We start from the raw sequence: 14,062 nt of genomic DNA on the forward strand, positions 1-14,062 counted from the left end.
CAAGAGGACGCATATTTTATTGATAAACTTATTCAAAATAAACAAATAAAAACATAAATATGACACACAAAATATTAAAAGAGAATACTGTAGTAGCTCACCAAGAACTTGAAAAGCTGATTGTGGCGAACTTAAAAGAAATAAGAAATACAAAGGACTATGTGAACTTTTTGAAATTGTTTTACTCCTTTTTTGTTGGGCTAGAATCAGCAATAGAACCTTATATAACTTCGGATATACTTCCAGATTACGCAAACCGTAGACATGTTGATTGTCTTATGAATGATTTAACGAGTTTGGGTGCAAATATTGAAGATCTTCAATTAGTCTCTTTTGACTCAATAATTGACGACAAAATCAAAGCTTTAGCTGCACTTTATGTAATAGAAGGGTCTATAATGGGTGGTCCAATTATTCTCAAACTTTTATCAAAGAAAGGAATTACACAAGGAGGGTCCTTCTTTGCGGGATATGGTTTGGATAATTTAAGCAAATGGACAAGTTTTCTTACCGTCTTAGATTTACATATTAAAGGAGATGATCAAAATGTTGCGGTTGAGATAGCAAACCAAGTTTTTACATCCTTTGCAATATGGGTTATTTATAATACAAAAGATAGAGTTGAAAATTAAAAATGACCAAGCTATGTAGGAATACTTAGTCCTTGTTACAAATCTATAATAGGAGCAACGTGAAGCTAAACGTAAAAAGACATTGGTGGAAAATTCTTAGTGTTGTTTTAATAAACACATCGATATTTTTAGGTTTTATTATGCAGGTTACAATGAAACCAATAGTAGAAGAAAGCATAAGGAACTATTTCTTTCATCCTTCTTTATGGTTTGTGATGATGATAGATTTTTCCATTGCATTAGTCTATTCCATAAAGTTTTTGCAAAGTGGAAATCTGGATTTCGATATCGCTGTGAGGTGTTATGCGAGCACAGGAATATTCTTTGGTATTGTAGGCTTGTTAACAGGTATGTTTTGGGCAAATTATACATGGGGGCGAGGTTGGGTAGGTGATCCGAAACTTATAAGTGCAGCGATTGCACTGTTGATATATTCCGCCTATTTTGTTTTGAGAGGCTCAATGGAGGAGATTGAGAAACGAGCAAAAGTTTCCGCGATATATAACACTTTTTCCTACGCGATGTTATTCCCGACCATTTTTATACTACCGAGACTAACGGATAGTCTTCATCCTGGTAGTTCAGGCAATCCAGCTTTAAATCCTAAGGATGTAGACTCTTCCATGTTTCTTGTTTTCTGGATTTGTTCAGTGCCAGGTTGGCTTATGTTTAGTTTTTGGATTACTTCCATCAGGTTGAAAATTATAAAACTTCAGGAGAGTGATTTAAAAACTTTCTAATGATTGAGCTTATTAAAAAAGCAAGCCATTTGCTAATGATATTCAAATAACGTCAAAAAAACAATATGACCATATTAAAAAAAACAATTAAGTTATTAATAATTTCCTTTTTTATTTTTTCTCAATATGCTAGGGCGACTCGTCACAATGTACAAACAGAACACTCCATTTTACTATCGAATGGAAAAATTTATGTTGTGGTGGGTGTTTTGGTTATTATTTTTACCTCCTTGGCATTCTATCTTTATAGGATCGACAAAAAGGTCTCCCAATTCACATTAGAACAGAGAGAAATGGATAGCTAGATAGATAGATTGTTTATATGTTAATGTCAATTGGGCTAAATTAATATACATTGAGTTTTTAGGAAATAAATTGATCCACTTCTTAAACCATGGATTATGAAACAAAAGCGTGTTTTTTTGAAAAAAGGAATAGTTGTAATTCCGGATATTTCAGGTTTTACTGATTTTGTAATGAGTACCAAATTATTATTAGGACAATTTATAATCTGCAAGTTATTACATTCGATTGTACGGACAAATAATCTTCATTTTGAAATCTCAGAAATAGAAGGTGATGCCGTATTATTCTACAAGTATGGTAATATTCCCACATTTGTCGAAATTATCTCACAAATAAAGTTAATACATGAAAACTTTAAAACAGAGATAGAGCGATTGTCAATAAAACTTATGATGGATATTCCTCTTTCATTAAAAGTAATAGTGCACTATGGAGCCTTTTCTAAATATCGCATTGGACGATTCGAAAAGCTTTATGGAATCCCAATTGTAGAGGCTCACAAAATGCTTAAATATCGTATTCCTAAGGCTCCTCCATATGCATTGTTGTCTGATGAATACTTAGCTGTTTATTTTAGTACGTATTCAAACGCACTTCAGTATGGCGTGTATATACCAGATGTTGGTTATATTCATTATTTTTAGATGATGGTATTATATATAATAAATGCTCCGAATTTCTTCTGTCGATGATTATTATACAACCTCATATAGATCTATTTTGCATATAAGTTACAAAAGATTGTTGATTATGAATATGTCGATATTAATTATGCATGATATTGTAATATGATATTGTTTGTTGTTATCCATAAATTCAATTAATTCATTTCTTATAAAATTATTTGAATAATCAATTATTCTTCCCCAATAAAGTTTTCTATAAAATGACTGACTATTTCATGATTTTCTTCCATTAAGAAATGTCCTACGTTTTCCACTTGCTTTAATTCCAAATTACTAGCAACTGCAGGTAATGCCATTTGCAACATATAAAATCCACTTCCTCCAATTCCTAAAACAGGCAATTTTATTTTGGGATATGTTTTAAAATCATCAATATCCTGTGCGAATGCCTGATACCAAGCATTCGCAGATCGGATTGCTTCAGTACTATCATAGGCATTTGCATATACAGCTTTATCAAATTCGCTCACTGACGTTTTATTAGCTAATAAGTGATCAAATAACCAATTGATAAGGATATTCATTTTTCCATTAAGCAACTGTTCTGGCAAAATCTTAACTTGATTAAAAGATAACCACCATGGATATAAATACGGCGCATTGGGTATCGGTAACATGGGTAATTGGTACATACTAGGATCTGGATGCGGCGTATCCAAAATGATTAGTTTACTTGTAGATTCTGGAAACTGTGCCGCAAAGCTAAATGCGACGTGTGCACCAATATCATGGCCAGCAATAATTATACTACCAAGTTCTAATTGATTAACCAAAGAAAGAACATCTTGTGCCATTTGTTTTTTTTCATAACCATTTTGAGGTTTTTCACTTTCTCCCATTCCTCGAATTTCCAATACGATTACTTTGTATTTTTTTGCTAAAATGGTCATTATTTTATGATAAGCCCACCAGGTTTCAGGATAGCCTGGTATTAGTATTAGAGGAGCACCTTTACCACCTTCAAGATAATGCAATTGTATATTATTTACACAAATAAATTTGCTTTCAAAATCTGGAACTCTTTGCAGTAATTTTTCTGAATCATAAATATTGTTGGACATTGTTAAGGTATTTTATTTATTATTTACAAAGTTAAAAATTAAGCTTGATTTGATATATTAATTGGCCGTAATTGACTGATAATTGACCTAACTAATGATCTTTTTAAAAAGAAAATAGATTGGCATAAATTGAATTAAAAATGTCATTTATGCAATATTTTAAACTGAATAAATTTGTAAAAATATAAATCATGACAAATATTGCAATTAATGGATTCGGAAGAATCGGAAGAATGACGTTTAGGAAATTGTTTGGGCTTTCTGATATTAAAATAGTCGCTATCAATGACTTAAGCACGCCTGAGATATTAGCTTATCTTTTAAAGTTTGATTCTATTCATGGTGTGTATAGTAAAGATATTCAAGCCATTGATCAATATTTGGATATAGATGGAGAAAAGATAACTATTTATTCAGAAAGAGACCCCTCTAAACTTCCTTGGAAAGACGAAAATATAGATGTAGTAATAGAGTGTACTGGACTATTTGAAACCAAAGAAAAAGCATCTTTTCATTTACAAGCAGGAGCAAAAAAAGTAATAGTGTCGGCTCCATCTGATAATGATGTTAAAACTGTAGTGTATAACGTAAACCATACTATTTTAAATAGTGAGGATACGGTTATTAGTGCTGCATCCTGTACCACAAATTGTTTAGCTCCTTTAGCAAAGGTACTAAATGAAAATTTTATAATTAAAACTGGTCAAATGAATACGATTCACGCTTATACTAATTCGCAGCCATTGATGGATGTTGCTGATAATAAAAATGGTTTTAGAAAATCAAGAGCTGCCGCAGACAGTATTATTCCATATACCACAGGAGCGGCGAAAGCAATCGGTTTAGTTATTCCTAGTTTAGATAAAAAATTAGATGGAGCGTCTCAAAGAGTACCTGTTCACTCTGGATCTATAGTAGAACTCTATACAATATTAGAACGAGAAACTACAATAGAGGAAATTAATACTATAATGAGACAAAATGCAAACGAATCATTTGGTTATAATGAATTGCCTATAGTTTCCCAAGATATTGTTGGTTCATCTTATGGTTCCATATTTGATGCAACGTTGACCAAAGTTGTAGGAATGGGTAATCAACAATTAGTAAAAACCGCTGCATGGTATGATAATGAAATATCATTTGTTTCACAAATGGTTCGTACTTTATTATATTTTTCTAAATTATAGTTATCCAAAATTTTTTAAATATAAACCAGGAGTGGTGGCTAGATGCCGGTGAAATAATCGTCGCAATCCATTTGCATTACTTAATCCGCAAATGGAGGATATTTGTTCTAAATTAAAATCAGATTCTTCCATCAGTCGTCTTGCAGCCTCCACTCTAGTTTTCTCCACAAACTTAGCTGGAGAGACTCCAATTTCTTTGGAAAAAATACGGGAAAAATTACGATTACTCATATGAGCAATCTCAGCTAAGTTTTCTACAGATAAATCAGATTGAAGATTTTGCTGCACCCACTCCATTACTTTGGCAATTGGACCATATTCTGTAGTCTGTGCCATAAGTACCGGGCTAAATTGAGATTGATTTCCTGGTCTTTTTATATACAAAACCAGTAATTTAGCAACGTTCATTGCTATAATTCTTGAAAGATCTTCTTCTACTAATGCTAATGTTAAGTCAATACCAGTTGAGATTCCCGCAGAGGTATATACATTTCCATCTTTAATATAAATAGGCTCTTTCTCCACAAGTATAGAGGGGTAACGTTTTGCTAATTCATCACAAAGCAACCAATGTGTAGTTGCTCTGCGTTTATCTAATAATCCCGCCTCCGCAAGTATAAAGGCTCCTGCACATACTGATGTAATTCGTTTTACTGCGTTTTTCTTTGAAATTTTCTTAAGCCAAATTATTATTTCTTCGGGAGCATTTTGAATATATTTCCCCCTTCCTGCTACGATAATTGTATCTATTGGATAATAAATAGAAGAAATACCCCCTTCCGTGATTATCGGCATACCGGAAGTAGTAGAAACTATAGTTTGTTCGTCCATGGAAATAAGATGACACTTATAGTATTGCTTATTATCATTATTCAATTTTGAAAAATATTCATTTGATTTTGTCAATACTTCAAGTGGACCAGTAACATCTAAAATAGAAGTTTGTGTAGGTACTAGAATTACAATATGCTTCATTTATAAAAAATTAAATATCTAAAATTGAATCTTTAGTCAAATTTATGCCAAAAAATATTAACAATTCGCCTTTCTAGTATCAAAACTTAAATTGCCTATTAAAACGCTTTTGGCATTGAAACATATAAAAGAAAAAATATCAAAAAGATTACTTTGTTACTTTTAGAATGGATTAAAATGTTTACCATGATTATTTTTTAGGCAAGTCTTCTATCTTGCCAACACTCTGCAATTTTTTGTGCAGCCATCAACTCATCTACTTTAATATATGTGAGAAATGCTCTTTCTGTTTTGTGTCCACTGATTTTTCTGATAAGCATAGGATCTGTACCTCTTAAATATTCATTGGTACAAAAGGATCTGCGGCAAATGTGGCTGGTAAACAATTCGTATTTGGGTACGGATTTTTGCAATGATTTGCCCTTTTTAAAATGTGTTACTTCTATCATCTCATCAAAGCCCATTAATTTCCCCATTACCTTTAAACTTTCGTTGAAGTCATTAATGTGGATTTTGGGAACATTGAAGTCATAATTTTGAAGTATATCATAAGTATCGTTAATAATAGGTATTTGCACAAACTTCTGTACTTTCTTTTGTCGGATTTTAAGGACATTGTTTTGGATATAGTTGGCGGAGATTCTTGACAAGTCTGAATAACGTAATCCTGTAAGACAACCAAGTACTAATAAATTACGAGTGTCTTTCAGTTCTGGATGCGCTTCTAAATCGAAACGATAAATTTTTACGATTTCCTGCCATGTGAGAAAGATCATGTCAACCTCTTCAGTGATAGTCGTATAACCGGAAAGGTCAAGGCTGGCACAATATCCCTTTCTGATTCGGTTACGTAGAAAGCATTTCAAATTTTTAATTTGCTTACCAACGGAATTAGCCAATAGTCCGCATTCACCATTAGGCTTTTCCGTTTCATAAAAGAGAAAATCAACAAAATCCTCATAAAAATAATAATCGAAACTAGTAAAATTCAAATGGCAACCTCTGCTTTTTTCATATGCTTTTAAATGCTTTATCAAAGATCTGTAATCTTTCACGGTATCTTTTGCAACGGCATCTTCCTTGTTTTTAATAAAGTCCACAAAATGATCTTCGAGCGTTACAAGCTCTGTAGGAATCGGTTTAGCATTTTGACTATTGTTTTTGATGTATTGGTCAAAATGGTCAACTACATATTTGATATTCGGAATTTGATTTCTTAAGAGGGTAGAGGAAAGAAAAGCCTTGAACTTTGCCATTAAATCCGACAATTCAGCATTTACGACTGCATACGTTTTCTTTTCACAGACAAAATCAAAGCTAGGTTTAACGGATTGCGTATTTACATTCCATAGGTTCGGAAAAATTTCAAATCCTGTATTGATAAGGACTTTATTTTCTGAATTAAAGATGTACTGCAAATAAATAGGCGTCTTGCCTGATTTTTTGACGTAATGTTTCTTGGTTACAAATTTTGCGGTTGCCATTGTTGATAATTTTTTTTGTTTAAATAAGCTGTCGAGTTTTCGACGAGCTAAAATTGAAAAACAATGGCTTCAAATAGCAATTATGGCAGTTAATAAAAATGCAACATATTGAATATCAGTAAATAATAAACAACGATGGCAACTATGAACAATTATAAATCGGCTGGGAAAATCCCGTCCGGTCCGCTATTAAGGAGTTCAAAAAGATATAAACCGTGTTAAATCATTGATTTACACGGTTTTTTTATTTATTTCTGATCCAAGTAAATACAAAAAAGTTCAATTGTAAAGGTCGTAATTCGGTTAGCATAGAATTCGTATTAACATTGCTAACCGAATGATAGCCTAAAGTATTGGTTTTAAATCTGTTAAGCCGAACCTGCCTATTATTCAAATGACAAACCATTTTTCACGCATTAAAATGTTTTATCATGAATTTGGACCATGTATCCAAATAACCAAGAATATTTTGAATTACAAAGAAAAGAAACACCGAAATAGATTATAAATACCAGTCAAAAATAAGTAGCCTTTAGTTCTCTCAGTAGCGAAGTATTAGAATTGGTAATACTTTTAAGTATAGAATTCTATAAAGAAATAGTAATTGCCGTAGAAATCATTTTCTTTAAAAAGTAATTGAAAAATTATTTTACCAAGACTAATTTAAGTTTTTCTATTAAATCAGCTCCATAATACAACCTTAAACATGCACTTTTTAATAAGACTGCAAACATCTCATCCAAATACTGAGATATCGCTCAATTATCCATACATGCTCAGTGCGGCTATTTATAAGATAATAGCCAAGGAGGATGCGGAATATGCCCAATTTCTCCATGAGCAGGGTTATGGTAAGAAGTTTAAATTCTTTACCTTTTCGCAATTAAATACGCCTTTTAAGATTGATAGAGGCAGAATGAAACTGATTTCTAATGAAGCCTATTTTCAAATTGCCTTTCATTTGCCACATGCAGTAGAAAGCTTTGTAAAAGGTTTATTCCAGTCGGAGCAGATTGAGCTTGCCGATAAAATATCGAAAGTGGCTTTTAAAGTTACTTCCGTGGAAAGTTTGCCAGATCCGCTAAAGTTCCATAAGGACAATGAATTGATCTCTGTTCTACTCAAACTGAAAGCAAGATTAATCACCTTGGTTATTTTATTCTTTCTCTTAATCGCACTTAGTAGAATTGAAATTCGGCAACATACACGACAATCCCGAATTGCTTAACTACTCTTAATCGCACTTAGTAGAATTGAAATTTTGCAGAACTTAACCCTGTTGGAGTTTGTAAAGAAACTCTTAATCGCACTTAGTAGAATTGAAATTGATAGTTCCTTGGGCATTTGTGACCATATCCTTTTCTCTTAATCGTACTTAGTAGAATTGAAATAGATTTGACAAGATGGAGAAACAAATTCTTTACACGCAAAAGAAAAACAGAATCTCTAGCTTTGGGAGATAATTTGGGGAGGTTCAGCTTCTTTTATTCATAAAAATAGCCCCAATTAGTATCAGACTTTTTGGGGATATTACAAATTCTATGCTGCTTTTGTTTGTATAATATGGATTGTGCTTACCACAAATTTTCAAATTGATATACTTTTTCAATTGGACTATTTGGTTCTTCTGCAATTAGAGATTTTATTTTTCCTGTTTCCAAACTGAAAACCCAGCCATGTAAAGTAGGACCGTCATCTTCTTTCCATGCCTTTTGTATGGTAGATGTATTCTTCAAATGTTCAATTTGTTTCAATACATTGAATTCTACCAATTTTTCTTCCATCTCTTTTTCTGTCGCGATTGTAGAAAGTTCTTCTTTATTTTCAGAGTAAACTTCTTTGATGCTTTTTAACCACATATTCAAAGTCTCCCCGAAGTCTTGATTAGATAAAGCAGAATGAACACCTCCGCAACCATAGTGACCGCAAACAATTACATGTTTTACTTTCAAATGTAGAACTGCATATTCAATCACACTTCTTGCATTGATATCAGTGTACAATACTTGATTTGCCACATTTCTATGTACAAATACTTCACCTGCTTCTAAGCCAAGAATTTCTTCTGCTGGCACTCGACTATCTCCACAACCAATCCATAAAAATTCTGGTTTTTGTCCAGAAGACAATTTTTTAAAATAATCTGGATCTAATTCCGCTTGTTTTTTTGCCCAAGATTCATTTTTTTCAAATAAACTTTTAATGGTATGCATGATAATTTATTTTGATTGTTTAATGCAAAGTAAAACAGCTTTTTCTAATTAAGAAAAAGCTGTTTCATATATTAGAAAATTTTAATCTAAATGGATTACATATTTAAACCGCCACAAACATTTAAAGTTTGTCCAGTAACGTAAGTACTCATGTCAGAAGCCAGGAATAAAACGGCATTTGCCACATCTTCCGCTTGTCCAAATCTGTTCAATGGAATTCTTGATTTATAATCAACCGTCGCCGCATCATCTTGCAAATAATTGGTCATATCTGTTTCGATAAAACCAGGAGCAATGGCATTGCAACGTACATTTCTAGAGCCTAATTCTTGTGCAATAGATTTTGTAAAACCAATAATACCTGCTTTAGATGCTGCATAACTAGATTGACCAGCATTTCCAGAGATGCCAATAATCGAACTCATGTTGATAATACTACCAGAGCGAGCTTTCATCATGGTACGTATAACGCATTTAGTTACATTGTAAACACTAGTAAGATTTGTTTGAATTACCTTTTCCCATTGTTCGGGTGTAATTCTAAGCAACAAATTGTCGATACTGATACCTGCGTTATTTACACAAATATCTACTGTTCCAAAGTCTTTAACTACGCTTTGTACAAATGATTCTGCTGCTGCAAAATTGCCTGCATCACTTTGGTAAGCCTTAGCATCAACGCCAAATTCTTTTACTTTTTGAACCAAGGTTTCGGCTTTATCTTTACTACCTTCGCTTACATATGTAAAGGCAATATTTGCACCATTTTCAGCTAATTTAAGTACGACAGCTTCTCCGATTCCTCTAGCTCCGCCGGTAACTATAGCAACTTTACCATTAAGAATACCCATTATAGTTGATTTATTTTGATTAGCAAATGTAGGGAAAATAAAAGTTCCTAATTCGCGATGAATAATTAGTAAAAAAAGTTGGTAAGATTTGGTTTGATCAACAATCCTATCCTAACCATGCTCGTCTTTTGTTGGTAACTGATAAGATTCTCTCCATATCCTTGAAACCATTGAATCCCAATAAATTGGTTTCCTTTTTTGAATGGCTTATAATACAATTGTCCCATAACACTACCTTTCCAATTCCATTGATTACCTTTTTTGACCAAAACATCCGCATACCATCTGGATGGTTTGATAATATAGGCAGCACCGAATTGTCCGTATCCCACATAGTTAATCAAATCAGGATTATCATCTTTATAGGCAAATGGTAACCATACTTTTGCGTTTAATTGTATTCTATCCGAAATATTCTGTTGCCAACCCGCGGACAAAAAATTCCAACTACGAGATTGAATACTGTCACGCCCATTGGATTCATGCTCCAGCATTAAGGTAAAAAAGCCCGATTTTCCCATTTTGGTATCGTAAGGTCTTATCAAACCAAGCGCAGGATTGAAATTGATTTCTGCAAATGGTTTAGAATTTTTATAAATGTCCCAAAATGATTTCTGTGTGTAACTTACAAATAAGAAACTTTTTGCTACCAATGGATTACGATATAACAATTGCTTAAAACTAATTTGATATTTCACATCCGAATTATATTTACTTGGAGCTTCCCTTAAGGTCGTACCCGTCAAGAAATAATTATCGTTGAAAATAGTAAATGATGGTTGGCTCAAAAATTTCTCTTCGGCAGTTAACCTTTTTGGAACAGAGTCTCCGTTATATTTTTCTGATTGACTCCAGGTATTTGAATAAAAGAAAAAACTTAATAGAAAAAAAAAGCTGTTTTTAATACGAAAGCGCGTGCTATTGGGCATGTGTGTCGTTAATTATCGTGATTTGTATTTTCTTGTTCAGATGTTTTTTTATATTGTCTAAACCAACTGATTGCTAATATAATCCACATAAACAATAAAATACCATTGAAAAGAATTTTATGATTCCTTGAATCTGTATAAATATGAAAAGATTTGTAAAATTGCCAGCCATACAAAACGGCCAAAACTGTGGAGAATACGGTTAATAATTGATATTTATTCGACGTCTTTTTTGCCATTTCTATGCGGATATTTTATTGATTGCGTTGATTTTATGTAATAATTCTTCTAAATAATTTCTATGATTTGCAAGGCGTGGTACTTTATGTTGACCGCCTAATTTACCTCTTTCTTTCATCCACTTATTGAATGTTCCGGATTCTACGGTATGAATTATTGGCAATTGTAAAGCAATACTTTTGTATCTTTTCGCTTGATAATCACTATTTAATTTTTGTAATTCCTCATCTAAGATTTGGGTAAATTTTTCCAAATCTTCAGGTGTTTTATCAAATTCTATGATCCACTCGTGTGTGCCATTATTATTTTCTGAAAAATAACAAGGACCAGCCGTATATTCATTGATGGAAACATTCATTTTTTGCGAAGCAATAGCAATGGCTTTATCTGTATTGTCAATAATTAATTCCTCTCCAAATGCGTTGATAAATGCTTTCAATCTGCCGGTAACTTTTATTTTAAAAGGATATAGAGAAGAGAATTGAATAGTATCACCTGGTAGATAACGCCATAATCCACCATTCGTAGATATTACTATCGCATAATTTGTATTTAATTGAACTTCGTCTAGACTTAATGTTTTAGCATTAGGCACTTTATACTGATCGATCGGTAAAAATTCATAATAAATACCGTGTTGTAAAAATAACAACATGCCATCATCATCAGTGTGCGCTTGTGCAGAGAAAAAACCTTCACTCGCATTGTACATATCCAAATAATTGATTTTTTTACCAATCAATTTTTCGAAATTATTTTTATAAGGAGTGAATGATACCCCACCATGCATGTACAATTCTAAATTGGGCCAGACTTCTCCGATATTCTTTTTACCCGTTAATTCCAATATACGTTTTAATAAAATAGATGTCCAAGATGGAACGCCAGAAATAGACGTTACATTTTCGGAAATGGTTGCATGTGCGATCGCTTCGATTTTACTTTCCCATTCATCCATTAACGCAATGGATAATTCTGGAGTGCGTATCCATTCTCCCCAAAATGGAGTGTTTTGCATTAATACAGCACTTAGATCTCCATAATAGATTTCTTCTGATAATTGGCTGATCTGATGACTGCCCCCAATTACAAGTCCTTTTCCTGTTAATAATTGGCTTTCAGGATATTCGTTATAATACATAGTAAGGACATCTTTCGCTCCTTGAAAATGGCATTTGTCAAGACTTTCCTCAGATATCGGTATAAATTTACTAACGCCTCCACTTGTACCACTACTTTTCGCAAACCAATTAACAGGTGTGTTCCAAAGTATATTTTCCTGACCGTGCATAATCAGGTCTATATACGGTTGTAAATCTTCATATTCAGAGATGGGAACATTTTTTTTGAAATCTTGAGTATCCCATTCTCTATTAAAGCCATATTTTTCTCCGAATACGGTATATTGTCCGTGTGAAAGTAAATTGTCTAAAACCTCCATTTGCGCTTCTAATGGATGTTCTATCCATGATTCAATACGCCAGTATCTTAGGCGAGCCAATCTTGATATAGCAGAACTTAACAAATTCATTTTATGTGTAAAATTCTTTGGGCAATGTTACGAAAAAACTAAATTAAAAGTAAGAACGAATGATGATTACATATTTTAATGCTTATAAACAAATTTTTTTAAAAAATAGTTCTATAAAAATTTTTATCATAAGTTTTTTTGTATATTATTGCAAGCGTCATCATTCTATAATGAATAAATAAGAAATAATTATGGCTAAAAAACAGCTGTACTCCATAGAATATCCTATTAAGTGCTCGCCAACTATACTATATGGTTTTTTATCAACTGCTTCTGGAATGCAAGAGTGGTTTGCAGATAAGGTAACAGAAAGAGATGATGTAATGAGTTTTTCTTGGAGTGGAGGTACGCCTGATCAAGCAAAAATTATAGAACAAGAGGAGGATAAGTTTGTACGTTATCAATGGTTACACGAGGCTCCTGAAGAATATTTTGAATTTAGCATAGAGACTGCAGAGATTTCGAATCAGACTATTTTAGTAATTAAAGCTTTTGCGGAAAAAAATGATATCAAAGATGATACCTTGGTTTGGGATCATCAAGTGAAAGATTTGTTTCGCAGATTGGGAAGCTAGCAAAAGGAAGCTTCCATAATTTGTTGAAAGGATTCTAGGAAAAATGTTTCGATCGTTTGCCAATCTTGTAGCGGTTTACTATTTGTTAATTTGAGAAATGGATGTTGATTTATTTGGGATTTAGATATTGTGGAAAAATGATTTTTCGAACTGTCTGATTGAAAATGAATCCAAGGTGAATCTTCTGTTTCGTATTGCCAATTTCTCAAAACTTGATTTTCAAAAATTTTGGTTTGTAAGTGATTTTTATATTCTCCTTCTAATAAGAGTGAGATTGAAAATGCTTTTCCCCAAAGAAAAAAACTGCGAATTGCAAACGTATTTCCATTTTGAAATATTCTTGGAAAATCTAACATGAGATAAGGTAATCCTTCATATTTTTCTCCTTTAGAGACTTTTGGAGAGGTCTGTAACAATTTTTCGTTTTCCTTTGGAATCGTATTCTTTGCAATATCACGATAGGTACATCCTAATTGCGTAAAAAACTGTTGAATATGATCAATAATTTGATTTTTTGTTAAAAGGAAGTCGAAATTTTGAACAATGCTCCATTCTTTTTCAGATAAAACTAACTTTGCCATGCAATAGCAATTTTGAGGAATAGCGATTAAAATGCTGTAAATATCCTAAAAAGTTGCATCTTCGAGCA

16 protein-coding genes are annotated in these 14,062 nt (G+C 32.6%); 7 read left to right on the forward strand and 9 right to left on the reverse strand.

Annotated features, from left to right (window positions below; genetic code table 11):
• Positions 1-59 precede the first annotated feature (59 nt).
• From E0W69_RS02845 to E0W69_RS02860, 4 genes are all read left to right on the forward strand, one after another.
• On the forward strand, positions 60-632 hold the full coding sequence (locus E0W69_RS02845) for a biliverdin-producing heme oxygenase (protein WP_131328535.1): 573 nt from the start codon (positions 60-62) through the stop codon (positions 630-632).
• 59 nt (positions 633-691) lie between these two features.
• Positions 692-1,372: a cytochrome c biogenesis protein CcsA gene (ccsA, locus tag E0W69_RS02850; RefSeq protein WP_131328536.1), complete on the forward strand. Its 681-nt coding sequence runs from the start codon at positions 692-694 to the stop codon at positions 1,370-1,372.
• Positions 1,373-1,437: 65 nt separating this feature from the next.
• Positions 1,438-1,677: a CcmD family protein gene (locus E0W69_RS20765; RefSeq protein ID WP_225321368.1), complete on the forward strand. Its 240-nt coding sequence runs from the start codon at positions 1,438-1,440 to the stop codon at positions 1,675-1,677.
• A gap of 96 nt (positions 1,678-1,773) precedes the next feature.
• Entirely contained in the window at positions 1,774-2,322 is a 549-nt protein-coding gene (locus tag E0W69_RS02860) for a DUF2652 domain-containing protein (protein ID WP_131328537.1), read from the forward strand.
• A 212-nt stretch (positions 2,323-2,534) separates the two neighbouring features.
• Here E0W69_RS02860 and E0W69_RS02865 read toward each other — a convergent pair whose 3' ends face one another.
• The gene (locus E0W69_RS02865; protein ID WP_131328538.1) at positions 2,535-3,425 is read right to left on the reverse strand and encodes an alpha/beta fold hydrolase; all 891 of its coding nucleotides are present in this window, start codon (positions 3,423-3,425) and stop codon (positions 2,535-2,537) included.
• Positions 3,426-3,616: 191 nt separating this feature from the next.
• On the opposite strand from E0W69_RS02865, the gene gap reads away from it, so the two are divergent.
• Positions 3,617-4,615, forward strand: coding sequence for a type I glyceraldehyde-3-phosphate dehydrogenase (gene gap / locus E0W69_RS02870; RefSeq protein WP_131328539.1), 999 nt, complete (start codon positions 3,617-3,619; stop codon positions 4,613-4,615).
• Here the strand turns inward: gap and E0W69_RS02875 are convergent, their stop codons facing one another.
• Both E0W69_RS02875 and E0W69_RS02880 read right to left on the reverse strand, forming a co-directional pair.
• A complete protein-coding gene (locus tag E0W69_RS02875) occupies positions 4,616-5,590 on the reverse strand; it encodes a GlxA family transcriptional regulator (RefSeq protein WP_131328540.1) in 975 nt (324 codons plus the stop codon). It lies immediately after the preceding gene.
• 197 nt (positions 5,591-5,787) lie between these two features.
• A complete protein-coding gene (locus E0W69_RS02880) occupies positions 5,788-7,074 on the reverse strand; it encodes a phage integrase SAM-like domain-containing protein (protein WP_131328541.1) in 1,287 nt (428 codons plus the stop codon).
• 706 nt (positions 7,075-7,780) lie between these two features.
• Here E0W69_RS02880 and E0W69_RS20770 point away from each other — a divergent pair.
• A complete protein-coding gene (locus tag E0W69_RS20770; protein WP_407690698.1) occupies positions 7,781-8,302 on the forward strand; it encodes a hypothetical protein in 522 nt (173 codons plus the stop codon).
• A gap of 346 nt (positions 8,303-8,648) precedes the next feature.
• Here the strand turns inward: E0W69_RS20770 and E0W69_RS02885 are convergent, their stop codons facing one another.
• The 5 genes from E0W69_RS02885 to E0W69_RS02905 all read right to left on the reverse strand — a co-directional run bounded on the left by E0W69_RS02885 (position 8,649) and on the right by E0W69_RS02905 (position 12,838).
• On the reverse strand, positions 8,649-9,287 hold the full coding sequence (locus E0W69_RS02885; protein WP_131328542.1) for a carbonic anhydrase: 639 nt from the start codon (positions 9,285-9,287) through the stop codon (positions 8,649-8,651).
• Between the two features lie 95 nt (positions 9,288-9,382).
• Entirely contained in the window at positions 9,383-10,138 is a 756-nt protein-coding gene (gene fabG / locus E0W69_RS02890; RefSeq protein ID WP_131328543.1) for a 3-oxoacyl-[acyl-carrier-protein] reductase, read from the reverse strand.
• Positions 10,139-10,203: 65 nt separating this feature from the next.
• On the reverse strand, positions 10,204-11,067 hold the full coding sequence (locus E0W69_RS02895) for a phospholipase A (protein WP_131328544.1): 864 nt from the start codon (positions 11,065-11,067) through the stop codon (positions 10,204-10,206).
• 8 nt (positions 11,068-11,075) lie between these two features.
• On the reverse strand, positions 11,076-11,306 hold the full coding sequence (locus tag E0W69_RS02900; protein WP_131328545.1) for a hypothetical protein: 231 nt from the start codon (positions 11,304-11,306) through the stop codon (positions 11,076-11,078).
• Between the two features lie 2 nt (positions 11,307-11,308).
• The gene (locus E0W69_RS02905; protein WP_131328546.1) at positions 11,309-12,838 is read right to left on the reverse strand and encodes a GH3 auxin-responsive promoter family protein; all 1,530 of its coding nucleotides are present in this window, start codon (positions 12,836-12,838) and stop codon (positions 11,309-11,311) included.
• A 191-nt stretch (positions 12,839-13,029) separates the two neighbouring features.
• Here E0W69_RS02905 and E0W69_RS02910 point away from each other — a divergent pair, with 191 nt between their 5' ends.
• Positions 13,030-13,413, forward strand: coding sequence for an START-like domain-containing protein (locus E0W69_RS02910; RefSeq protein WP_131328547.1), 384 nt, complete (start codon positions 13,030-13,032; stop codon positions 13,411-13,413).
• Here E0W69_RS02910 and E0W69_RS02915 read toward each other — a convergent pair.
• Complete coding sequence (locus E0W69_RS02915; RefSeq protein WP_131328548.1) at positions 13,410-13,994, reverse strand: hypothetical protein; 585 nt, start codon at positions 13,992-13,994, stop codon at positions 13,410-13,412. The genes E0W69_RS02910 and E0W69_RS02915 overlap by 4 nt on opposite strands.
• Positions 13,995-14,062: the final 68 nt, after the last annotated feature.

It is taken from the genome of Rhizosphaericola mali (assembly GCF_004337365.2).
In the GTDB taxonomy this organism is placed as follows: domain Bacteria; phylum Bacteroidota; class Bacteroidia; order Chitinophagales; family Chitinophagaceae; genus Rhizosphaericola; species Rhizosphaericola mali.